Genomic DNA, 22136 nt, shown 5'->3' with positions numbered 1-22136 from the left:
CGCGCAGCCTGGACCCATGACACGCAGCGGCACGACGCAGGGGACCGTCATCCGCTGGGACGACGCCCGCCGGGCCGGCCTCGTCGAGGCGCCCGACCTGCCGGGCGCGTGCTGGGTGGACGCCGCGGTCGTCGAGGGCCGCTCGGAGGGGACCCTGCGGGCCGGCCAGGTGGTCGACGTGGACTGGACCGAGCCGGGCGCCGAGGGCCTGCCGTTCCGGGCCACGCGGGTGGTCCCGCGGGAGGACCTCCAGGCCACGCTCGGTGCCTGACGGCAGCGTCGCTCCCCGTGTCCGCAGGGCCCTGATCGCTACGCTGGGTGATCAACGACCCTCGAGTGGAGGCTGGTTGGGGATCGAGTTGTGGGTCCGCGGGGGAGATCCTGTGGATGGTGTGTGGGTGGAGGCGCGGTGCTGGACGCCGGTCCCGCCTGCGTGGTATGGCCCGCTGACCAGCACATAGAGGCTCAGGCGGTGACCTTCCGTCACATGTGACTCATTGGTCCCACCCGCACTGGCGCGATCGGGTGACCATCGTGCAAACTGTTCCCGGGACCCCTGGTCCACAACCGCCGAACACAGCCTGTCACCGAATCGATCGTCCGTTGGGGAAGACGAGACCGATCGAGTCGATGGAGGTGCCCCGTGCAGCGACGGTCTACCCAGGGTGTCGTCTTCGTGCACGCGTGCCCGAAGGCGCTCTGCCAGCACGTCGAGTGGGCGCTCGAACGCGTCGTCGGCGCGCCGGTCTCCCTGTCGTGGGCCGACCAGCCCGCGGCACACGGTTCCTACCGTGCCGAGGTCGCCTGGACCGGCGCCCCCGGCACGGGGGCGAAGCTGGTGGCTGCGCTGCGCGCGTGGCCCATGCTGCGCTTCGAGGTGACCGAGGAAGCCAGCCACGGCAACGACGGCGAGCGCATGTCGTACGTGCCCGGCCACGGCGTCTTCCGGGCACCCACGAGCGCCAACGGTGACCTCATCGTCACCGAGCAGCAGCTGCGTCACCTGGCCGCCACGGCGACGTCCATCGAGGCGTTCCGGCACGGCGTCGACGAGCTCCTCGGTGCGGCCTGGGACGCCGACCTCGAGGTCTACCGGCATGCCGGCGACGGCAGCCCCATCACCTGGCTCCACCAGGTGGTCTAGGCCCCGGCCGGAGGCTCGCCCCGAGCCTGCGAGGGGTGAGGGGGCCGGGGCCTTCGACTTCATCACGATCCGACTACGACGAGCTGAGGGCTCCGGCCCTGCCGTCGTAGGCTCGGGACCGGTCGTCCGGACGTCGTCGGGGAAGCGGCGTCCGGACGATCTGCTCCTTCGACCGGGTCCTCCTCCTACAGCGGGATGTTGCCGTGCGCGCCGCGCCCGGCCGGCGCCGACGCCAGCGCCTCGATCAGCCGGCCCCGGGTCCGCGACGGCTCGACCACCTCGTCGACGACGCCGATCTGCAGCGCCCGGTTCACTCCGCCGGCGATCCGCTCGTGCTCGGCCGCCAGCTGCGCGTGCAGCGCCTCCCGCTCGGCCGGCGGGACGGCGGCCAGCTTCTTCCGGTGCAGGATGCCCACGGCCGCCTTGGCGCCCATCACGGCGACCTCGGCCCCGGGCCAGGCGAACACCGCCGTCGCGCCCAGCGAGCGGGCGTTCATCGCGATGTAGGCGCCGCCGTAGGACTTGCGGGTCACCAGCGTCACCCGGGGCACCACCGCCTCGGCGAAGGCGTGCAGCAGCTTGGCGCCGCGCCGGACCACGCCGTCCCACTCCTGGCCGACGCCGGGCAGGTATCCCGGGACGTCCACGAGGACCACCAGGGGGACGCCGAAGGCGTCGCACATCCGCACGAAGCGGGCCGCCTTCTCGGCCGACGCGGAGTCCAGGCAGCCGCCCAGGCGCAGCGGGTTGTTGGCGACGACCCCGACGGTCCGCCCGGCCAGCCGGCCCAGGGTGGTCACGATGTTCGGCGCCCACCGCGGGTGCAGCTCGAGGCCGGGGCCGTCGAGCACCGCGGCGACCAGCGGCTTGACGTCGTAGGCGCGCTGCGGCTGCTCGGGCAGCAGCGCCCGCAGGTCGACCTCGGGCTCCCCGGCGGCCGGGGCGAAGGAGCCCTGCGCGGCCAGCAGGTCGACCGCCTCGCGGGCGGTGTCCAGCGCCGCCTGCTCGGACCCGGTCACCACGTGGACGACGCCGCTGCGCCGGCCGTGGGTGTCCGGGCCGCCCAGCTGCTCCTGGTCGACCTCCTCGCCGGTGACCGACCGGACGACGTCGGGCCCGGTGACGAAGACCCGGCCTGCGGGCGCCATGATCACCAGGTCGGTCAGCGCCGGGCCGTAGGCGGCGCCACCGGCCGCGGGGCCGAGCACCACCGAGATCTGCGGGACCCGCCCGGAGGCCCGCACCATCGCCTCGAAGACCTCGCCGACCGCGTGCAGCGCCGTGACGCCCTCGGCCAGCCGCGCGCCTCCGGAGTGCCAGATCCCCACGACCGGCACCCGCTCCCGCAGGGCGGTGTCGATGGCGTCGACGATGTGCCGGCAGCCGTCGAGCCCCATCGCGCCGCCCATGACCGTGGCGTCGGTGCAGTAGGCGACCGCCCGGGTGCCCGACACCGTGCCGCGGGCGGCCACGACGCCGGAGGTGTCCCGCGGCAGCAGCAGGGTCATCGAGCCGGCGTCGAAGAACCGCTGCAGGCGGTCCTCCGGGTCGCGGGGGTCCACGGCGGTCGGGGCGGGGGCGGGGGACAGGGTGGTCACGGGATCTCCGGGCCTCTCCGGGTCGGGCGTGCCTGGGCGTGCGCCATCGCGGGACCGGCACCCAGGCGGTGCCGGCCCCCTCAGGCAGCGGTCAGCTGGTTCAGGCGGTGGTGAACACCACGGCGATGTTGTGGCCGCCGAAGCCGAAGGAGTCGTTGACGGCGGCGGACAGCTGGGTGCGCCGCGGCTCGCGGCGCACGATGTCGAGCGCCTGGACGGCGGCGTCGTCGTCCGGGTCGTCGAGGTTGGCCGTCGCCGGCACGACCTGCTCGCGCAGGGCGAGGATCGTGAACACCGACTCCAGCGCCCCGGCCGCGCCGAGCAGGTGCCCGGTCTGGCTCTTGGTGGCGGTGACCAGCACGTGCTCGCCGATCGCGCTGCGGATCGCGGCGGCCTCGGCGGTGTCGCCCACCGGCGTGGAGGTGGCGTGCGCGTTGACGTGGCCGATGTCGGCGGGGGTGAGTCCGGCATCCCGGACGGCAGCGGCGATCGCGCGGCCGGCGCCCTCGCCCTCGGGGTGCGGGGCGACCAGGTCGTACCCGTCCGCCGTCGCGCCGGCGCCGGCCAGCCGGGCGTGGACGCGGGCGCCCCGCGCCTTGGCGTTGTCGGCCCGTTCCAACACCAGCGCGGCCGCGCCCTCGCCGAGGACGAAGCCGTCGCGGGCCTTGTCGAAGGGCCGAGAGGCGCGCTCGGGCTCGTCGTTGCGGGTGCTCATGGCCCGCATCGCGGCGAACCCGGCCATCGGCAGCGGGTGGACGACGGCCTCGGCGCCGCCGACGAGGACGACGTCGGCGCGGTCGAAGCGGATGAGGTCCAGGCCCCAGCGGATCGCCTCGGCGCCCGAGGCGCAGGCGCTGACCGGGGCGTGCACGCCGCCCTTGGCGCCCACGGCCAGGCCGACCGCGGCCGCCGGGCCGTTGGGCATGAGCATCGGGATGGTGAAGGGCGAGACCCGCTTGGGCCCCTTCTCCTCCAGGACGTCGTCCTGGCCGAGCAGGGTGAGCGCACCGCCGATGCCGGTGCCGAACACGACGGCGACCCGCTCGGGGGCGACGCCGGCGTCGGCGGCACCCGAGTCGCGCCAGGCCTCCTCGGCGGCGACCACCGCGACCTGCTGGCTGCGGTCCAGCCGGCGGGCGCGCACCCGGTCGATCTGCTCGGCGGGATCGGTGGCCAGGGTCGCGGCCAGCTGGGCCGGGAACTGCTTGACCCAGTCGTCGTCGAGGCGCCGGACCCCCGACCGCCCGGCCAGCAGTGCCTCCCAGGTGGTCGCGACGTCGCCTCCGAGCGGCGTGGTGGCGCCGAGACCGGTGACGACGACGTCGCCGACAGACGTGCTCATGACGGGTTCCTCCTGGGACGTGCGGCCGGGGGCCGGGGGTGCTGCTTCAGCCCCGGTTCTTCTGGATGTAGCTCATGGCGTCGCCGACGGTCTTGATGTTGCCGAGCTCGTCGTCGGGGATGGCGACGCCGAACTTGTCCTCGACCGCGGTGGCGATCTCGACCATCGACAGGGAGTCGACGTCGAGGTCCTCGGTGAAGGACTTCTCCGGCGTGGCGTCGGCCGGTGCGACCCCGGCGACCTCCTCCAGGATCTCGGCCAGACCGGTCTGGATGTCCTCGCTCACTCGCAAGGTCCTCTCTCTCGGGTGGGCGGGGGGTCCCGCCGTCGGGCCCCTGTGGCCCGAGGGTCTGTAGTGCCCGTCAGGGCAGGCGGAACACCTGACCGGCGAAGGTCAGCCCGGCGCCGTAGCCGAGCACCAGGGTCAGGTCCCCGCTCTTGGCCTCACCGGACTCCAGCAGCGCGGTCAGCGCCAGCGGGATGGACGCGGCGGAGGTGTTGCCGGCCTGCACGATGTCGCGGGCGACGACGGTGCGCTCGCCGAACCCGAGCCGCTTGGTCATCGACTCGACGATGCGCAGGTTGGCCTGGTGCGGGGCGAAGACGTCGATGTCCTCCGGGCCGACGCCCGCGGCGGCCATCGCCTCGACCAGCGTCTCGGTCAGGCGGGTGGTCGCCCACCGGTACACGGCCTGGCCGGCCATGGTCATCGTGGAGCTGCCGGCGGCGATCTCGATGGCGTTGTGCTGGTCGCCGTCGCTGCCCCAGACCACCGGGCCGACCGCCGGCTCGTCCGACGGGCCGAGCACCGCCGCGCCGGCGCCGTCGGCGAAGATCACCGCGGTCGACCGGTCGGTGAGGTCGGTGACGTCGGTGAGGCGCTCGGCCCCGACGACGAGCGCGTGCCGCGCCGACCCGGTGCGGATGGCGTCGGCGGCGACCCCGAGCGCGTAGCAGAAGCCGGCGCACCCGGCGTTGAGGTCGAACGACCCCGGCCGCGGGATGCCCAGCCGGTAGGCGACCTGCGGGCCGATGCCCGGGATCGGCGCCCGCAGGCTGGCGCTGGCGACGATCACCAGGTCGACCTGGTCGGGGGACAGCCCGCTGGCGGCCAGCGCCTTGCCCCCGGCCGCGACGGCCATCTCGACGAGCGACTCGTCCTCCGAGGCCCAGCGGCGCTCGGCGATGCCGACGCGGGTGCGGATCCACTCGTCGTTGGTGTCCATCACCTGGGCGAGCTCGTCGTTGGTCACCCGCCGGCGCGGGCGGTAGGCACCCAGGCCCAGCAGCCGGGCGCCGGGCGCGCCCTCGCGAAGCGTGATGGTCACTCCGACACCTCCGGGTAGAGACGGGCGATCGGGTCGCCTGCGTCGACCAGGTCTCCCTCGTGCACGAGCCACTCGGCGAGTACCCCGTCGTACCCGGCTGAGACGTTGACCTCTTCGCGGCGGCTGCGGATGCGGCCCAGCGGGGTGCCGGCCGGCAGCCGGGTGCCCTCCGCGACGTCGGCGGGGCTGACCGTGCCGCGCACGGGGGAGACGACGACCCGCCAGTCCGGCAGGTGCACGGCCTCGGCCCGGCCGCGCTCGGCCTCGATCAGCTCGCGGGCGCGGTCGAGGTCGGCCGGGCCGCTGATCGCCAGGACGTCGATGCCCGCGCCCTTCCACTCCCGCTTGGCCAGCCCGGCCAGCGCCCCGGCCGGCGGCAGCTCGATCGCAGCGGTGACGCCGAGGTCGCGCAGCGTCGCCAGGCAGGCGTCGAACCGCACCGGGCTGGTGACCTGGCTGACCAGCCGGGACAGCGCCTCGCTGCCGGAGGTCACCGCCGCGCCGTCGGCGTTGGACAGCAGCAGCCGGCTGGGGTCGGCCGGCCGCAGCCCGCCGACCAGGCCCTCGAGCTCGGCGCGGGCGGAGGCCATGTACTCGGTGTGGAAGGCGCCGGCGACCGACAGCGGGACGATCCGCGCCTTGGCCGGCGGGTCGGCCTTGAGGGCGGCCAGCCCGTCGAGCGGGCCGGCGGCGACGACCTGGCCGCCGCCGTTCACGTTGGCCGGGACCAGGCCGTGCACGTCCAGCGCCTTGACGACCTCGTCGGGGTCCCCGCCGAGGACGGCGGACATCCCGGTGGGCGTCTGCGCGCAGGCGGCCGCCATGGCCCGGCCGCGGACGGCGGTCAGCGCGATCGCCGCCTCGACGCTGAGCACCCCGGCCAGGGCCGCGGCGGTCAGCTCCCCGACGCTGTGGCCGGTGATGACGACGTCCCGGCCGGCCTGCGGCGTGTGCGCCACGGGGCCCGGCAGGCCGCCGAGCTCCTGGGCGATGAACAGGCTCATCGCCACCACGAGCGGCTGGGTCACCGCGGTGTCCTTGATCGCCTCCGCGTCGCCGGTCGTGCCCAGCGTGAGGAGGTCGGCGTCGGCGATGGCGCCGGCCCATCGGAAGAAGGACTCGGCGCCTGGGAGCTCGAGCCAGTCGGTGAGCATCCCGGGCTTCTGGGCACCCTGTCCGGGGGCGAGGACGGCCAGCACGTCCCTCACCGTTGCAGACGAGGCCGGGTGACGCGGTGGTGAACGGCACGAAACCACCGGGCTGCTCTTTGGAGGGTTCCTACAACGGAAGCGGGATCCCGGGCGCGTTCTGCGAGAGCCCGTGGTGGGAACCACACTGATCCGGACGGCTCAGTGCCAGAGGGAACGGTCCTCGTCGAGGGCGGCGAGGGCGAGGGCGACCTGCAGCGTCCAACCCCCGCGGGGGTCGGTGGCCGACATCCCGGTGAGCTCGGTGGCCCGCCGGAGCCGGTACCGGACGGTGTTCGGGTGGACGAAGAGGGCCCGCGCGCTGGCCTCGAGGTTGCCGCCGCTGGCCAGCACCGCCCGGACCGTCTCCAGCACCTCGCCGCCGGCGGTCTGCAGGGGCAGCGCGACCCGCTCCCGCAGGGTGGCGCGCGCCGTGGGGTCGCCGTCCAGGGCGCGCTCGGGGAGCAGCGCGTCGGCGGGGACCGGGCGGGGCGCCCCGGGCCAGGCGCGGGCGGCGCGCAGGCCGGCGAGGGCGGCGGCGGCGGAGTCGCCGGCCCGGCCGAGTGCGTCGACCACCGGCCCGGTGACCACCGGTCCGGGGCCGAACTCGTCGCTGACCCGCTCGGCGACCGCCTCCAGGTCCTCGGTCCCCCCGAGGACGACGACCAGCTGGTCGGCGTGCACCCCGACGAGGACCTCGCTGCGCATCTGCCGCGCGGCCCGGCGGGTGGCGGCGTGCGCGTCCCCGTCCGGCGGGGCGGCCCCCACGACGACGGTGACCGGGCTCATCGCCGCCCAGCCCAGGGCCGAGGCCCGCCCGGACAGCTCCTCGGTGCGCTCGCCGCGGACCAGCGCGTCCACCACGAGCGCCTCGAGCCGGGCGTCCCAGGCGCCCCGGCTCTCGGCGAAGGTCGCGTAGACGTGCGCCGTCGCGAAGGCGACCTCCCGGCTGAACTGCAGCACGGCCAGGCGCAGGGCGTCGGCGTCCCCCGGCTCGGCGACGGACTCCACGAAGTCGTCCATCACCTCCACGGTCACCTTGATCAGGTCCACCGTGTGCTTGAGCGGGACGACGCGGGCCAGCTCGCGCGGCGCGGCGCCGAAGACCTCGCCGGTCAGCCGCGGCGGCCGCGTCGGGGTGCGGCACCACTCCACGAGCGAGGCGATGCCGGCCTGCGCCACGAGCATCACCCACGAGCGCTGGTCGGCCGGCATGGTGCGGAACCAGGGGAGGACCTCGTCCATCCGCGCCACGGCGCGGGTGGCGAGGGAGCCGGAGGCACGCTCCAGCCGCCGCAGGGTCGCGGCGGACGGCGGGCGACGGTCGTCCCGGTCGGGCACGGACCCACCTTGTCACGGGGGTCGGACACCCCGGAGGGGAAGGTGGTCACGTCGTCCCCCGGTCGGGGACAGTGGGGGACGTGGCGGTGCTCCGGGCGGACAGGGCGGGGACCGCCCGCCGGTGGGCGCTGGCCGCCGTCGGCGGGTGCGTCGCCGTGGTGGGCGCGCTCGGTGCCGGCGTGCTGGTGGGCTTCGCGCCGCAGGTCCGCCTGGACGAGGCGGTCAGCCGGGCGCTCTACGCCGGCGACGACCGCTCGGCGGCCACCGACCTCCTGCTCGCGGTGCTCACCACGCCCGGCGTGGTCTGGTTCCGGGTGCTGGTCTCCCTACCGCTGCTCTTCTGGCTCGGGGCCCGTCGCGCCTGGTGGACGGCGGCCTTCGTGGTCGCCGCGAACGTGACCGTCAGCCCGCTCACCGTGCTGCTCAAGGACCTCGTCGGCCGGGTGCGGCCGGCGTTCGAGAACGGCGGGCTGCACTACGGCGGCCTGAGCTTCCCCAGCGGGCACTCCTCGGGCATCGCCACGCTCGTGACGGTCGCCGTGCTGCTGGCCTGGCCGCGGCTGTCCGCGCCCGCTCGCCGGTGGGCGCTGGCCGGCGGGGCGGCCCTCGTCGTCCTCGTCGGGCTGACCCGCATGTGGCTCGGGGTGCACTTCCTCTCCGACGTCGTCGGCGGGTGGGCGCTGGGGGTGGCCTGGACCCTCGCGCTCGCCCTGGCCTTCGGCGCGCTGCCCGGCGGCCGCGCCGCCCTGCCGCCCCGGGAGGGGGCGTGAGCCTGGAGTCGCAGGTGCTGCTGGAGCCCGACGACGGCTCGCTGGGGCCGCTGCTGCGGATGGCGCACGACCGGCTGACCGCCGGCGCGGGCTACGGCCGGCACCCGCACCGGGCGGTCGACGTCGTCGCCGTGGTGCTCGAGGGCTCGCTGCGCCACGGCTGGGGCGACGGCGCGGACATGGCCGCCGGCGACGTGGCGGTGCTGCGGGCGGGGACCGGCCTGGAGCACGACGAGGTGGCCGGGGACGCCGGGGCCCGGGTGCTGCAGACCTACCTGCGCAGCGCCGCCCCGTCGTCCGCCCCCGCCCACGTCGTCCACCCGGCAGCCGACGGGTGGGTGGACCTCGCCCGCACCGACGCCCGGCTGTGGGTGGGCCGCGCCCCCACCGAGGTGCCGGCCGGGCTGCTCGTCGTCGTCACCCCCGACGGCGTACGGGCGGAGCGGCAGGACGGGGGAGCGGTCGAGGAGGCGGGCACCGCCCTGGTCTGGCAGCTGGACGCCTCCCGCCCGGCCTGGGCCTCGTAGGAGCACCGCCTCGGGCAGAGTGGGGGCATGCCGACCTCCGCGCCCGAGTTGCTCGCCGCGGCCCGCGCCGACGCCGACCGCACCGTCGACCTGCGCCGTCGGCTGCACCGCCACCCCGAGATCGGGCTGCACCTGCCGACCTCGCAGGCCGCCGTGCTGGCGGAGCTCGCGGAGCTGCCCGTGGAGGTGACGGTCGGGAAGACGACGAGCTCGGCGGTCGCCGTCCTGCGGGGGGCGCGCCCGGGGCCGTCGTACCTGCTGCGCGCCGACATGGACGCCCTCCCCGTCCACGAGGACACCGGCCTGCCGTTCGCCTCCGAGGTGCCCGGGGCGATGCACGCCTGCGGCCACGACCTGCACGTCGCGATGCTCCTGGGTGCCGCCCGGCTGCTGGCCGAGCGCCGCGACGAGCTGGCCGGCCAGGTCGTGCTCATGCTGCAGCCGGGGGAGGAGGGCTTCCACGGGGCGCGGTACATGCTCGAGGAGGGGCTGCTGGACGCCGTCCCCGAGGCTCCGGTGTCCGGCGCGTTCGCGCTGCACGTGTTCGCCACGCAGCCCAGCGGCGTGGTCAGCGTGCGCCCGGGGCCGATGATGGCCGCCGCCGACCACTGGCTGGTGACCGTCCGCGGCCGCGGCGGCCACGCGTCGATGCCGCACGCGGCGGCCGACCCGGTGCCGGTCGCGGCGGAGATCGTGCTGGCGCTGCAGGCGGCGGTGACCCGGCGGGCACCGGTCTTCGACCCGGCGGTGCTGACCGTGGCCCACCTGTCCGCCGGGTCGACCGACAACGTCATCCCCGACACGGCGTTCCTGGAGGGGACGATCCGCACCCTCTCGGGGGAGCGGCGGGCGGACATGGTGGCGTCGGTGCGCCGGGTGGCCGAGCACGTGGCCGCCGCGCACGAGATGACCGTGGACTTCGAGCACCGCCGCGGCTACCCGGTGACCGTGAACGACGCCGCGGTGGCCGAGCGGGTGCGGGCGACGGCAGCGGCGCTGCTCGGCGCCGACCGCAGTGTGCTCGCCCGGGAGCCGCTCATGGGCGCGGAGGACTTCGCCTACGTGCTGGAACGGGTGCCCGGCGCGATGGCCTTCCTCGGCGCCTGCCCGCCCGGGGAGGACCCGGCCACGGTCGCGGGCAACCACTCCAACCTCGTCGTGTTCGACGAGGACGTGCTGCCCGACGGTGCCGCCCTCTACGCCGCGATGGCGCTGGAGGCCCTCCCCGGCTGATCGGAGTGCCACGGCGCGGAGAACGCGCCCGTGCTACTCCGCTCGGACCAGGGCGGCCACGTCGGCGGCACAGCCCCAGGAGAGGGTGACCCCCGAGCCGCCGTGCCCGTAGCAGGCGACCACCGGGCGGCCGTCCACCTCGATCCGCTCGAGCCGCACGGTGGGCCGGCCCGGCCGCAGCCCGACGGCGCGGGAGAGCACCGGCGCGTCGGCCAGCGCGGGGACCAGCGCCCGCGCCCGCGCCAGCAGCGCCGCCTCGACGTCGGGGTCCGGGTCGGTGCCGGTGGCCCCCTCCACCGCGGTGCCGCCGCACACGACGTCCGACCCGCGCGGGATCACGTAGGTGAGGCCGGCGGGGTCGTCCTCGTCCAGCACCCAGCCGGGCAGCCCCGGGTCGGCCAGCCGGACCACCTGCCCCTGCACCGGCGTCAGCGTGTCGTCGCCGGCCAGCTCCCCGGAGGCCAGGCCGGCGGCCAGGACGACGGCGTCCCCGGGGACGTCGGCCAGCCGCTGCACCCGGCCCGGGACGACGTCCACCCCCGCCGCCCGGCAGGCGCCGACCAGCCACGGCAGGTAGCGGCCCATGTCGGCCACCGGCAGGGTGCAGCGGGTGCCGGCCGTCGCTCCCGGCGGGAGCTCCCCGGGACGGGCCGGCCGGTGCCCCGGCACGGCCGGTGCCCACCACAGGTCCGGCTCCGGGGTGCGGTGCACCACCGTCCCGGGCCGCAGCGCGACGCCGGTCGCGGGGTCGTCGGCGAGCCGGGTGAGGACCGCCAGCGTCGCCGCGCCCCAGCGCAGCACGGCGTCCGCTGGGGCGGCCCTATAGGGGAACCACAGGGCCGCGGCCAGCGCCGAGGTGGTCGCCTCCGGCGGGTCCGCGGTGTGCACCCGCACCCGGGAGCCGGCCCGGGCCAGCTCCAGGGCGCAGGTCAGCCCGACCACCCCGCCGCCGACGACGGCCACGTCCCGTGGACCGCCGCCGGCGGGGAGCGAGGGGTCCTCGCTCAGGTCGCCGGGCTGGGGTCGGACCGCTCCTCCTCCGGCGCGGCCTGCACGTCCCGGACCTGGTACTTCTCCACCGCCTGCCGGACGACGTCGCGGTCCACCTCGCCGCGCTTGGCCAGCTCGCCGAGGGTGCGGACGACGATCGACTCGGCGTCCACGTGGAAGTGCCGCCGCAGCGCCGGGCGGGTGTCGGACAGGCCGAACCCGTCGGTGCCCAGCGTCGCCATCCCGCCGGGCACGTACGGCGCGATCAGGTCGGGCACCGCCCGCATCCAGTCCGACACCGCCACGACCGGCCCCGGGGCGTCCTGCAGCTGCTGCGTGACGTAGGGGACCTGCGGCTCCTCCTCCGGGTGCAGGAGGTTGTGCTCGTCGGCCTCGTCGGCCTGCCGGCGCAGCTCGGTCCACGAGGTCACCGACCACACGTCGGCCGAGACGCCCCAGTCGTTGGCCAGCAGCTCCTGCGCCCGCAGCGCCCACGGCACCGCGACGCCGGAGGCGAGCACCTGCGCCTTGGGGCCGTCGCCCTGCCCGGGGGCGTAGCGGTACATGCCCGCGAGCAGGCCCGCCACGTCCAGGCCCTCCGGCTCGGCCGGCTGGCTGTAGGGCTCGTTGTAGACGGTCAGGTAGTAGATGACGTCGGGGCTGCGCGAGCCACCCAGCGGGGCGCCCGGGTCCTCGCCGTACATGCGGGCCAGCGCGTCCTTGGTGATGTGCCCGACCTCGTAGCCGAACGCCGGGTCGTAGGTGACGACGGCGGGGTTGGTGTGCGCCAGCAGGATCGAGTGGCCGTCCTCGTGCTGGAGGCCCTCGCCGTTGAGCGTCGTCCGGCCGGCGGTGGCGCCGAGCAGGAACCCGCGGGTCATCTGGTCGGCGGCGGCCCAGAAGGCGTCGCCGGTGCGCTGGAACCCGAACATCGAGTAGAAGATGTAGATCGGGACCATCGGCTCGCCGTGGGTGGCGTAGGACGTCCCGACGGCGGTGAACGACGCCGCCGAGCCGGCCTCGTTGATGCCCTCGTGCAGGATCTGGCCCTGCTCGGACTCCTTGTACGCCAGCATCAGCTCGCGGTCGACCGCGGTGTAGCGCTGCCCGTGCGGCGAGTAGATCTTCTGCGTCGGGAACAGCGAGTCCATGCCGAAGGTGCGCGCCTCGTCGGGGATGACCGGCACGAACCGCGGGCCGAGCTCCTTGTCCTTGAGCAGCTCCTTGAGCAGGCGGACGAACGCCATCGTCGTCGCCACCTCCTGCTTGCCCGAGCCGCGGCGCAGGACCTCGAACGCCTTCTCCTCCGGCGCCTTGAGCGTCTTGAACTCCGACCGCCGCCGCGGGACCGCCCCGCCCAGGGTCCGGCGCCGCTCGAGCATGTACTGCATCTCGTCGGAGTCCGGCGCGGGCTTGTAGTACGGCGGCAGGGTCTTGTCGAGCGCCTCGTCGGGGATCGGCAGGTAGAGCCGGTCGCGGAAGGCGGCGAGGTCCTCCGCGGTCAGCTTCTTCATCTGGTGGGTGGAGTTGCGGCCCTCGAAGTGGCTGCCCAGCGTCCAGCCCTTGATGGTCTTGGCGAGGATGACGGTCGGCTGCCCCTTGTGCTCCACCGCGGCCTTGTAGGCGGCGTAGAGCTTGCGGTAGTCGTGCCCACCGCGGGAGAGCGCCCAGATCTCCTTGTCGCTCATGCTCTCGACGAGCTTGCGGGTGCGCGGGTCACGGCCAAAGAAGTGCTCGCGCACGAAGGCGCCGTCCTCGGCCTTGTACGTCTGGTAGTCCCCGTCCGGGGTGACGTTCATGAGGTTGACCAGCGCGCCGTCGCGGTCGGCGGCCAGCAGCGGGTCCCACTCACGGCCCCAGATCACCTTGATGACGTTCCAGCCGGCGCCCCGGAAGAACGACTCGAGTTCCTGGATGACCTTGCCGTTGCCGCGCACCGGGCCGTCGAGCCGCTGCAGGTTGCAGTTGATGACGAAGGTGAGGTTGTCCAGCTCCTCGCGGGCGGCCAGGCCGATGGCGCCCAGCGACTCCGGCTCGTCCATCTCGCCGTCGCCGAGGAAGGCCCACACGTGCTGGTCGGAGGTGTCCTTGACGCCCCGCGAGTGCAGGTAGCGGTTGAACCGCGCCTGGTAGATCGCGTTGATCGGGCCCAGGCCCATCGAGACGGTGGGGAACTCCCAGAAGTCCGACATCAGCCGCGGGTGCGGGTAGCTCGACAGTCCGCCGCCGGGGTGGCTGACCTCCTGGCGGAAGCCGTCCATCTGCTGTTCGGAGAGCCGGCCCTCGAGGAAGGCGCGGGCGTAGATGCCGGGGGAGGCGTGCCCCTGGAACCAGATCTGGTCGCCGCCGCCGGGGTGGTCCTTGCCGCGGAAGAAGTGGTTGAAGCCGACCTCGTACAGGGAGGCCGACGACGCGTAGGAGGAGATGTGGCCGCCGACGGCGATCCCCGGCCGCTGGGCGCGGTGCACCATGATCGCGGCGTTCCAGCGGATGTACGCGCGGATGCGCCGCTCCACGTGCTCGTCGCCGGGGAACCACGGCTCGCGCTCGGGCGGGATCGTGTTGATGTAGTCGGTGCTGCGGAGGGACGGGACGCCGACCTGCTGCTCGCGGCTGCGCTCGAGCATGCGGAGCATCAGGTAGCGGGCTCGCCCTCGGCCGCCGTTCTCGATGGCCGCGTCCAGCGACTCCAGCCACTCCTGGGTCTCGTCCGGATCGATGTCGACCAGCTGGCTGGGCAGCCCGTTGGTGATGACCGCTCGGGCCTGGCTGGCATCGCGGGCGGGGTCGCCGTCCGGCTGCTGCGGTGCGCTCATGCGCACATCGTCTCTCTTCGCTTCCCTCCACGTCACGCGGAGGCTCACATGTCGGGACGGCGGGTCGGAACGGCGCCGTCCTTCGAGCGCTTGCACCTGACCAGGCATGCCCTACGCTTCCGCCATCGCCGGCCGGGTACACCGGGCGGTCGAGCGCCCCAGCACCAGGGGCAGGGAGACCGGAACGGACGGAAGGGGTGACATGACCAGGCTGCGGGGACCGTTCCCGCCGGTCGTGTCCGCCGCCCGCCGTCTCCCCGCGCGCACCAGGACTTCCCCAGGAACCCACCGCCGGACAGGGCACGATCGTGCGCACCGGCCACCAGTCTCGAAACCGATGGAGGAACAGCAGGGATGAGCGTCGACTCGGGCAGCGCCAGCATGGCGGCCCGGCTGGGCATCAAGCCGGGCATGGTCGTGCAGGAGCTCGGCTGGGACGAGGACGCCGACGAGGACCTGCGGGACTCCATCGTCGAGGTGTCCGGCGGCGAGATGGTCGACGAGGACACCGACGAGGTGGCCGACGTCGTCCTGCTGTGGTGGCGCGAGGACGACGGCGACCTGTTCGACGCCCTCACCGACGCGCTCGCCTCCCTCGCCGACGACGGCGTGGTGTGGCTGCTGGTCCCCAAGTCGGGGCGGCCCGGGCACGTGGAGCCCAGCGACGTCACCGAGGTCGCGCCCACCGCAGGGCTGACCCAGACCAGCAGCGTCTCCGCGGCCAAGGACTGGTCGGGGATCCGCCTGGTCACCCCGAAGACCGCCCGCTCCCGCCGCTGAAGGACCCTGGTCCCGGAGCGCGCCGCGGGTGCGGCACGATCGGCTCCATGAGCCTCACCGTCGGCGACGTCGCGCCCGAGTTCAGCCTCCCCGACCAGGACAAGCAGGTCGTCTCCCTCGCCGAGCTGCGGGGCACCCCCGTCCTGCTGGTCTTCTACCCCTTCGCCTTCTCCGGCATCTGCACCGGCGAGCTGTGCCAGCTGCGCGACGAGCTGGCCACCTACACCGACGCCGGCGTGCGGGTGTTGGCGATCAGCACCGACCCGGTCTTCAGCCTCAAGGCGTTCAAGGCGCAGGAGGGCTTCGATTTCCCGCTGCTGTCGGACTTCTGGCCGCACGGTGCGGTGGCGCAGGCCTACGGCGTCTTCAACGAGAAGGCCGGCATGGCGGTGCGCGGCACGTTCCTCGTCGACGCCGAGGGCAAGATCGCCTTCGCCGAGGTCAACCAGCCCGGCGACGCCCGCGCGCAGCAGGGGTGGAAGGACGCGGTGGCGGAGCTCGCCGCGTGATCCGACGGGGCGGGGTGGCCGGACGCGCCGGCCGCTCCGCCCCGTCCCGGCGCCCGGGGGCACATACCCTGGGTGAGCGGGGCGCGTAGCTCAGCGGGAGAGCTCTCGCCTTACAAGCGAGCGGTCGCAGGTTCGATCCCTGCCGCGCCCACCCCGTCCCCGCCCAGGGCCGATGGCCCCTGGGCCGCTCCTTCGGGTACTCCCTAGTGTCGCTGGACGCGCCCGCGGTCGCTCACGCCGGGGAGGTCCCCGTGGCCGACGAGTTGCTCAACATGCCCACCTGGGTGGTCTTCGTCCTGCTGGTGGTCGTCCTGCCCGCCGTCGTGCTGCTCATGCAGTGGGGGATCCGCCGCCGGTGGCCGGCTCTGGCGGAGGGCGACCACAACGAGGTGGTCGGGTTCATCATCGCCGTCGTCGGCGTCATCTACGCCGTGCTGCTCGCCTTCGTGGTGATCGTCGCCTGGGAGAACTTCACCTCCGCGGAGCGGATCGTGGGGCAGGAGGCCAGCGCCCTGCGCGGCATCTACCGGCAGAGCCTCGCCTTCCCTCCGGAGACGCAGGCGGAACTCGGCGCCCTGGTCCGGCAGTACGCGGACGGGGTCATCGAGCTGGAGTGGCCGCGGATGCGCGAGGGGGAACCGGGGGACCCGCGGCTGGGTGACGTCCTGGACGGGATGACGAGCGCGATCGCCGCGGCGCCCGCGGCCACGCCGGCCCAGCAGGAGTTCGTCGGGGCCGAGGCCGAGCGGCTGGCCGAGCTGGTCAGCCTGCGCAGCCAGCGGCTCGACTACGTGGAGCGGACCATCCCCGCGGTCCTGTGGATCGCGCTGATCGTCGGCGCGGTCGTGACCATCGGCTTCGCCCTGCTCTTCGGCCTCCGGCGGGCGGCGCTGCACGCCCTGATGCTCGCGAGTCTGTCGGCCCTCGTCGGCGTCCTGCTGTTCGTGGCGGTCGAGATGGACCACCCGTTCTCCGGCGGCGTCCGGATCGCCCCCGAGCCGTTCGAGCGGGTGCTGGTGGACTTCGACCCCTGACCGGCCGGGGGGGTCAGGCGGCCGCGGCGCGCCGCGGAGACGAGGGGACGTCGGGGCGCGGGAAGGCCGGGCGCAGGAACAGCGGTGCCCGGAACGGCCGCCAGCTGCCCTCCGGCTGCGCCAGCCGGTCGGCGATGGCCCAGATGGCCGCCGGGTGGTGGCCCAGACCGAGGTGGCTGGCCAGGACGGCGATGTTCTCGCAGCGTTCGCCGGGGGTGTCCAGGCAGGTCTGCCAGTGCACGATCCCGTCGAAGTGCGAGTAGATCGACGTGGCCGGCACCGTCAGCGGGCTGTCGTCGGACTCCAGCGGCAGGGTCCGGTGCTCGACGTGCAGGTGCGAGTACCGGTCGAAGGCCCGCGACGCCCGGCTCTGGCTGTGCCGGGCCAGCCGGAACGGTGTGCCCAGGGTGATCACCTGCCGGACCGAGTCCGGCGTCCGGCGGGCCAGGTCGCGGGCGAAGATGCCGCCCAGGCTCCAGCCCACGAGGCTCACCGGGCGGCCGTGGCGGTCGCTGAGGTCGTCGAGCCGGTCACGCATCCCCTCGACGCAGGCCGCGGTGGGGCCGATGTTGCGCCCCAGCCGCCAGCCGTGCACGCGGTAGCCGAGGTGGCGCAGGACCGAGCGCAGGGCGCGGGTCGAGGTGTCGTCGGCGAGGAGGCCCGGCAGGACCAGCACCGGGTGCCCGTCCCCCTTCGGCAGCCGCTGCATCAGCGGGCGGGCGGCGAGGAACAGCCCGAAGTCGGCCGCACCGCGGGCCGGCTCGGTGAGATAGAGCGGCAGGGCCGGGCCGTCGCCCCGGAACCGTTCCCCCTGCGGTCGTGACACGTCGTCCTCCTCGCCGTCGCGGCCCTCCTGGGCCCTCCTGCTCGGTACCACTCTGCGAGGGCGGTCACACCTGACTGTTGCGACGCGCGGGACGAGCGGCCGGTGGCTGTGGCCCTCGTCGCAGGAAACGCACAGGCCCCACGGGTCGTGCCCGCGGGTCGCGTGGCGGCCCGGGCATGCTCGGGAGAGCGTGGGACCCGGTCCGAGCCGGCGGGAGGGGTGTCGTGGGAACCGAGGACGACGGACTGCGCGGGCGCAGCCGCACCGTGGACCTCGACGGTCCGGTGCACTGCGTCGACTACGGCGGGAACGACGCCGGCCCGACCGTCGTCCTGGTGCACGGCCTGGGCGGGTCGCACCTGAACTGGGACCTGTTCGCCCCGCTGCTCACGCCGCACGCCCGGGTGCACGCACTGGACCTGCCCGGCTTCGGGCGCAGCGAGCCCGGGCACCGGGTGGCCTCGGTGCGGGCCAACGTGGCCGTCCTCGACCGGTTCGTCCGCGAGGTCGTGGGTGGCCCGGTGGTGCTCGTCGGCAACTCGATGGGCGGGATGATCTCGATCCTCGAGGCGGCGCGGTCCCCGGCGAAGGTCTCCGGGCTGGTGCTGGTCGACCCCGCCGTCCCCGGGCCGCGCGGCCGCCCCGACCCGCGGACCGTGCGCACCTTCCTCGCCTACGCGCTGCCCGGCGTGGGGGAGCGGTACCTGGCCGCCCAGCGCCGCGAGCGCGGGGCACGGGGGTCGGTCCTGGACATGCTGGAGCTCTGCGGAGTCGACCCGGCCGCCGTGCCGCCCCAGCTGATCGAGCGCTCGGTGGAGCTGGTCGACCAGCGGCAGGACGTCGCCGGCATGGACCGGGCCTTCCTCACCGCGGCCCGGTCGCTGCTCCTGCTGCTGGCCGACCCGCGCCTGCTGCGCCGGGCGATGGCGGGCATCGAGGTGCCGGTGCTGCTCGTGCACGGGGACCGCGACCGGCTGGTGCCGGTCAGCGCGGCGCGCGACGTCGCCCGCCGGCACCCGCGGTGGCAGTACGTGGAGATGGCCGACGTCGGGCACGTGCCGCAGCTGCAGTGCCCCGAGCAGCTGGCCGAGCACGTCCTCGACTGGCTGCCGGCCGTCGTCGGCAGCCGGTGACTCAGGCCAGCGTGGCCCGCAGGGCCTCCAGCCCGGTGTAGCGGGGCCGCCAGTCCAGCAGCTCCTTGGCGCGGGAGGTGTCCATGATCGCCGGGCGGCTCGCCGCCTCCACCCACTCGGCGGCCGGCGGTAGGAACGGCAGCCGGGTCACCGCCCGGGCGGCCAGCTCCGCGGGACCAGCGGGCACCGGGATGGGCAGCCCGCCGAACTCCCGGACGACGTCGACGGTGGTCAGGACGCCGTCCCCGGCGACGTTGTAGGCACCGGGCGGGCCGGCCGCGACGACGCACTGCAGCAGGGCGCTGCCGACGTCGTCCTCGTGGACGAACTGCAGGGGGAACTCCGGCGCGAGCACCGGCACCGGGACCGGCAGCCGCCGCGGCCGGGCGAACAGCCGGCGGCCCAGCGGCGCCAGCGGGCCGGGGAGCACGTCCTTGGCGCCCACGGCGTTGGGCCCCAGCACCACCGACGGGCGCAGCACGTACAGCCCGAGGTCCGGCGTCGCGGCGGCCTCGGCGGTGAGCAGGTGCTCGAGCTCGGCCTTCTCCTGGGCGTAGAACAGCCGGGCCGCCGGGCGCACCGGCCAGTCCTCGGGGATCCGCTCGGGGTTGTCCCGGTGCCATCCGTAGGCGGCGACCGACGAGGCGTACACGAACCGGCGCGCGCCCACGGCGGCCGCGGCGCGGAAGGCGTTGAGGGTGCCGTCGACGTTGATCGCCCGAGTGGTCCGCCGGGAGGCGTTGCCCGTGACGAGGAAGGCCAGGTGGACGACGACGGCGGCGCCGTCGAGGGCCTCGCGCAGCGCGCCGAGGTCCCGGACGTCGCCGCGCCGGTAGGTCAGCTTCGTCCACCCGCGCTCGGCCGGGTCGAAGGGACGGCGGGCGATGCCGACGACCCGGCCGATCCGGTCGTCGGCCTCCAGCAGCGGCACCAGCCCCGCGCCGAAGGTGCCGGTCGGGCCGGTGACGGCGACGGTCAGATCGGGATCGGAAGCGGGCACTGCCTCACTCTCCCAGCTCATCGGCCCGTCCCGAGGCTCGCCGCGAGCTCGCGAGCGGCTTCGGCCCCGTCCAGGGCACCGCCGCGAGCTTGCGAGCGGCGGGGAGGACGGGGTCCTTCTCGGGGTCCTCCAACCGCTCAGCCGGCCGCGGCGCTCCTCCCGGCGGCGACGAGCTCGTCCACGCCGCGCCGGATGCCCCCGGCCAGGACGTCGACGTCGGGGAAGGCGTCGAAGTCGGCGTTGATGCCGAAGGTCATCGTGTCCAGGTAGCTGAAGATGCCGATCGAGACGCGGGTGCCGCCGGCGATCGGCACGTAGGCGTGCGTGGAGCACATCCTCCGGCCCAGCACGTAGAGCGGGACCCGCGGACCCGGCACGTTGGTGGTCACCGCCTGGTACCACGTCGAGGACGCGGCCACGCCGGCGCGCACGCCCAGGGCCAGCAGCGTGGGGGCCACGAAGTCGCCCATCGCGATGATCGAGCGGGCGTCGACGGCCGACATCAGCCGCTTGTGCTCGTCCATCTGCCGCCGGACCGACGCCAGCCGCGCCATCGGGGCGGGCTCGGCCACGGGCAGGTCGACGAACACCGGGGCCACCCGGTTGCCCAGCGTGCCCCGCTCCCCGGCCTGGCGGACCGACACCGGCACCATCGAGCGCACGACCAGCCCCTCGGCGAGGGCCCCGCGCCGCTCCAGCAGGTCGCGGAAGCCTCGGGTGATCGCGGTCAGGACGAGGTCGTTGACCGTGCCGCCCAGCGCCCGTCGCGCGCCCTTGAGCTCCTCGAGCTGCGCCTGGGTCCAGGCCCAGCGGCGGTGCGGGCCGATGGGGCCGTTGAGCGAGCGCGCGGTGCGGGTGGTGACCTGCCGGGCGACGGTCGGCACGTTGGCGGCCAGCGAGCGACCGGACCTCAGCGCCCCCTTGGTCGCCGTGCGGACCCCGCCGAGCCGGGGCAGCCGGGAGAGCTCGCGCAGCGGGTGGGTGACGGCGTCCTGGACCGCGCCGGCCACCACCTCGACGGTCGACGGGGAGCGCTGCGGCGTCCAGTCCGCCGGCTCCGGGTGGGCGGCGTCCGGGGACAGGTCGAAGACCAGCTGCATCAGGTCGGTGCCGGCGATGCCGTCGACCATGCAGTGGTGCACCTTGGAGATCAGGGCCCAGCGGCCGTCGGCCAGCCCCTCGACGAGGTAGAGCTCCCACAGCGGCTTGGCCAGGTCGAGCCGCTGCCCGAGGACCCGGCCGGCCAGGTTGCGCAGCTGCTCGTCGCCGCCCGGCTGCGGCACGGCGGTGTGCCGCACGTGGTAGAGGATCTGGAAGTGCGGGTCGTCGACCCACAGCGGGCGGCCCAGGTCCATCGGCACCCGCCGGACCCGCTGCCGGTAGCGCGGCACGAGGGGCAGCTTGGCCAGCAGCAGCCGGACGACGTCCCCGTAGGACGGCGCCGGCCCCTCGAACACCGCGACCGCTCCCACGTGCAGCGGGGTGTTCTCGCTCTCCGCGAAGTAGAAACCGGCGTCGGTCGGGCTCAAGCGGTCCACGGTCAGCTCCTCGGTGCGAGACGGACGGCGACAGCCGACCACGCGGTCGCGGGCGCGTCCACCGGACCTCACCCTGCTCGGCGGTGCTCCAGGCCGGACTCCACCCGCTCGAGCAGCTGCAGGAACGCCTCGTCGACGACCTCGCGGCGGGTGAGGTTCACGCTGTGGCCCGCGCCGGGGACGACGACCAGCTCGGCCGAGGCGCCGATGCCGGCGGCCAGCCGGTGCCCGTGGCCGGCGGGGGTGAGCCGGTCGTGGGTCGCCGCGACGACGGTGACCGGGACCCCGCCCAGCACGGGCAGGGCCGCGGACTCGTCGTGCTCGAGGAAGGTCGCGTAGAAGGCCATCGTGACCGGCAGCGGCGTCTCCTCCAGCAGCTCCTGGACCATCCGCACCTGCGTCGGGTCGGCGTCGTCCCGGCCGAACAGGTAGCGGCGGGTGTACCAGCGGCCGACCGCCGTCCCGCGCCGGCGGAACCGCTCCAGCAGCGGCGCGAGCGTCTGCAGCAGGCGCAGGTAGGCGGGCAGCAGGCCGAGCCGGCGCAGGAGGCGGACGCTGAGGCCCACCAGGCCGGTGCGCACCAGCCCGCCGGCGGAGGTGGCGAGCAGGAAGACGCCCACCACCCGGTCGCCGAACAGCTCCGGGCGCTGCCGCGCCAGGGCCAGGATGCTCATCCCGCCCATCGAGTGCCCGGCCAGCACCACCGGACCGGAGGGGACGACGGCGTCGAGCACCTGGCCGAGGTCGCGGCCGGTGCGGTCGATCGTCGCCCGGGTCAGCGGCGTCCACCCCGACCGGCCGTGGCCGCGCTGGTCCCACAGCACCAGGCGGGCCCGGGAGCGCAGGGTCGCTCGCTGCAGGGCCCACTCGGCCAGCCGGGCGGTGAACCCGTGGCTGAGGACGACGGTCAGCCGGCTCGCCGCCTCCCCGTCCACCTCGACGTGCAGGTCGACGCCGTCGTCGGTGCGGACGGTGCGCGACCCGGGCGGAGGCGGTCCGGGTGGCTGAGGGGTGGCGGTCACCGGGTCATCGTCCGCTGG

21 protein-coding genes and 1 tRNA gene are annotated in these 22136 nt (G+C 75.1%); 10 read left to right on the top strand and 12 right to left on the bottom strand.

Annotated elements, in window-relative coordinates; genetic code table 11:
- The first annotated feature begins 16 nt into the window (after window positions 1-16).
- Together ACI79D_RS19865 and ACI79D_RS19860 are read left to right on the top strand one after the other, a co-directional pair.
- Window positions 17-271, top strand: a complete 255-nt coding sequence (locus ACI79D_RS19865; protein WP_456920202.1) for a hypothetical protein — start codon at window positions 17-19, stop codon at window positions 269-271.
- 372 nt (window positions 272-643) lie between these two features.
- Entirely contained in the window at window positions 644-1144 is a 501-nt protein-coding gene (locus ACI79D_RS19860) for a DUF3145 domain-containing protein (protein WP_456912120.1), read from the top strand.
- Between the two features lie 185 nt (window positions 1145-1329).
- On the opposite strand, the gene ACI79D_RS19855 is transcribed toward ACI79D_RS19860, so the two are convergent.
- The 6 genes from ACI79D_RS19855 to ACI79D_RS19830 form a co-directional block, all read right to left on the bottom strand.
- Window positions 1330-2742 (bottom strand): acyl-CoA carboxylase subunit beta, encoded by a 1413-nt coding sequence (locus tag ACI79D_RS19855; RefSeq protein ID WP_456920201.1) that lies wholly within the window; start codon window positions 2740-2742, stop codon window positions 1330-1332.
- Window positions 2743-2842: 100 nt separating this feature from the next.
- Window positions 2843-4084 carry a beta-ketoacyl-[acyl-carrier-protein] synthase family protein gene (locus ACI79D_RS19850; protein ID WP_456920200.1) on the bottom strand — a complete coding sequence of 414 codons (1242 nt, stop codon included), beginning with the start codon at window positions 4082-4084 and terminating at the stop codon, window positions 2843-2845.
- A gap of 46 nt (window positions 4085-4130) precedes the next feature.
- Complete coding sequence (locus ACI79D_RS19845) at window positions 4131-4370, bottom strand: acyl carrier protein (protein ID WP_456920199.1); 240 nt, start codon at window positions 4368-4370, stop codon at window positions 4131-4133.
- Window positions 4371-4446: 76 nt separating this feature from the next.
- Window positions 4447-5412, bottom strand: coding sequence for a beta-ketoacyl-ACP synthase III (locus ACI79D_RS19840; RefSeq protein WP_456920198.1), 966 nt, complete (start codon window positions 5410-5412; stop codon window positions 4447-4449).
- The gene (locus tag ACI79D_RS19835; RefSeq protein ID WP_456920197.1) at window positions 5409-6620 is read right to left on the bottom strand and encodes an acyltransferase domain-containing protein; all 1212 of its coding nucleotides are present in this window, start codon (window positions 6618-6620) and stop codon (window positions 5409-5411) included. The genes ACI79D_RS19840 and ACI79D_RS19835 overlap by 4 nt, the downstream gene beginning before the upstream one ends.
- Window positions 6621-6761: 141 nt before the next feature.
- Window positions 6762-7940: a PucR family transcriptional regulator gene (locus tag ACI79D_RS19830; protein ID WP_456920196.1), complete on the bottom strand. Its 1179-nt coding sequence runs from the start codon at window positions 7938-7940 to the stop codon at window positions 6762-6764.
- An 80-nt stretch (window positions 7941-8020) separates the two neighbouring features.
- On the opposite strand from ACI79D_RS19830, the gene ACI79D_RS19825 reads away from it, so the two are divergent.
- The 3 genes from ACI79D_RS19825 to ACI79D_RS19815 are packed head-to-tail and all read left to right on the top strand — an operon-like array spanning window position 8021 to window position 10470.
- Window positions 8021-8710: a phosphatase PAP2 family protein gene (locus ACI79D_RS19825; protein ID WP_456920195.1), complete on the top strand. Its 690-nt coding sequence runs from the start codon at window positions 8021-8023 to the stop codon at window positions 8708-8710.
- The gene (locus tag ACI79D_RS19820; RefSeq protein ID WP_456920194.1) at window positions 8707-9237 is read left to right on the top strand and encodes a pirin family protein; all 531 of its coding nucleotides are present in this window, start codon (window positions 8707-8709) and stop codon (window positions 9235-9237) included. Before ACI79D_RS19825 ends, ACI79D_RS19820 begins: the two co-directional genes overlap by 4 nt.
- 27 nt (window positions 9238-9264) lie before the next feature.
- Entirely contained in the window at window positions 9265-10470 is a 1206-nt protein-coding gene (locus ACI79D_RS19815; RefSeq protein WP_456920193.1) for a M20 metallopeptidase family protein, read from the top strand.
- A gap of 33 nt (window positions 10471-10503) precedes the next feature.
- Here the strand turns inward: ACI79D_RS19815 and ACI79D_RS19810 are convergent, their stop codons facing one another.
- On the bottom strand, window positions 10504-11433 hold the full coding sequence (locus ACI79D_RS19810; protein WP_456920192.1) for an FAD-dependent oxidoreductase: 930 nt from the start codon (window positions 11431-11433) through the stop codon (window positions 10504-10506).
- Between the two features lie 41 nt (window positions 11434-11474).
- Window positions 11475-14276 carry a pyruvate dehydrogenase (acetyl-transferring), homodimeric type gene (aceE, locus tag ACI79D_RS19805; RefSeq protein ID WP_456920191.1) on the bottom strand — a complete coding sequence of 934 codons (2802 nt, stop codon included), beginning with the start codon at window positions 14274-14276 and terminating at the stop codon, window positions 11475-11477.
- Window positions 14277-14630: 354 nt separating this feature from the next.
- On the opposite strand from aceE, the gene ACI79D_RS19800 reads away from it, so the two are divergent.
- The 4 genes from ACI79D_RS19800 (at window position 14631) to ACI79D_RS19785 (ending at window position 16599) form a co-directional block, all read left to right on the top strand.
- Window positions 14631-15056: a DUF3052 domain-containing protein gene (locus ACI79D_RS19800; RefSeq protein ID WP_456912902.1), complete on the top strand. Its 426-nt coding sequence runs from the start codon at window positions 14631-14633 to the stop codon at window positions 15054-15056.
- A 47-nt stretch (window positions 15057-15103) separates the two neighbouring features.
- On the top strand, window positions 15104-15565 hold the full coding sequence (locus ACI79D_RS19795; protein ID WP_456920190.1) for a peroxiredoxin: 462 nt from the start codon (window positions 15104-15106) through the stop codon (window positions 15563-15565).
- 79 nt (window positions 15566-15644) lie between these two features.
- A tRNA-Val gene (locus ACI79D_RS19790) sits at window positions 15645-15716 on the top strand.
- A gap of 100 nt (window positions 15717-15816) precedes the next feature.
- Window positions 15817-16599 (top strand): bestrophin-like domain, encoded by a 783-nt coding sequence (locus tag ACI79D_RS19785; RefSeq protein ID WP_456920189.1) that lies wholly within the window; start codon window positions 15817-15819, stop codon window positions 16597-16599.
- A 13-nt stretch (window positions 16600-16612) separates the two neighbouring features.
- Here the strand turns inward: ACI79D_RS19785 and ACI79D_RS19780 are convergent, their stop codons facing one another.
- Window positions 16613-17425, bottom strand: coding sequence for an esterase/lipase family protein (locus ACI79D_RS19780; RefSeq protein ID WP_456920188.1), 813 nt, complete (start codon window positions 17423-17425; stop codon window positions 16613-16615).
- 224 nt (window positions 17426-17649) lie between these two features.
- Here ACI79D_RS19780 and ACI79D_RS19775 point away from each other — a divergent pair, with 224 nt between their 5' ends.
- Complete coding sequence (locus ACI79D_RS19775; RefSeq protein WP_456920187.1) at window positions 17650-18558, top strand: alpha/beta fold hydrolase; 909 nt, start codon at window positions 17650-17652, stop codon at window positions 18556-18558.
- 1 nt (window position 18559) lies between these two features.
- Here the strand turns inward: ACI79D_RS19775 and ACI79D_RS19770 are convergent, their stop codons facing one another.
- The 3 genes from ACI79D_RS19770 to ACI79D_RS19760 form a co-directional block, all read right to left on the bottom strand.
- Complete coding sequence (locus ACI79D_RS19770) at window positions 18560-19558, bottom strand: NAD-dependent epimerase/dehydratase family protein (protein WP_456920186.1); 999 nt, start codon at window positions 19556-19558, stop codon at window positions 18560-18562.
- 137 nt (window positions 19559-19695) lie between these two features.
- Entirely contained in the window at window positions 19696-21096 is a 1401-nt protein-coding gene (locus ACI79D_RS19765) for a WS/DGAT/MGAT family O-acyltransferase (RefSeq protein WP_456920185.1), read from the bottom strand.
- Window positions 21097-21164: 68 nt separating this feature from the next.
- The gene (locus ACI79D_RS19760; protein ID WP_456920184.1) at window positions 21165-22118 is read right to left on the bottom strand and encodes an alpha/beta fold hydrolase; all 954 of its coding nucleotides are present in this window, start codon (window positions 22116-22118) and stop codon (window positions 21165-21167) included.
- Window positions 22119-22136 lie beyond the last annotated feature (18 nt).

This window comes from Geodermatophilus sp. SYSU D00708 (genome assembly GCF_054050115.1).
This window is presented reverse-complemented; position numbering and strand designations above follow the sequence as displayed.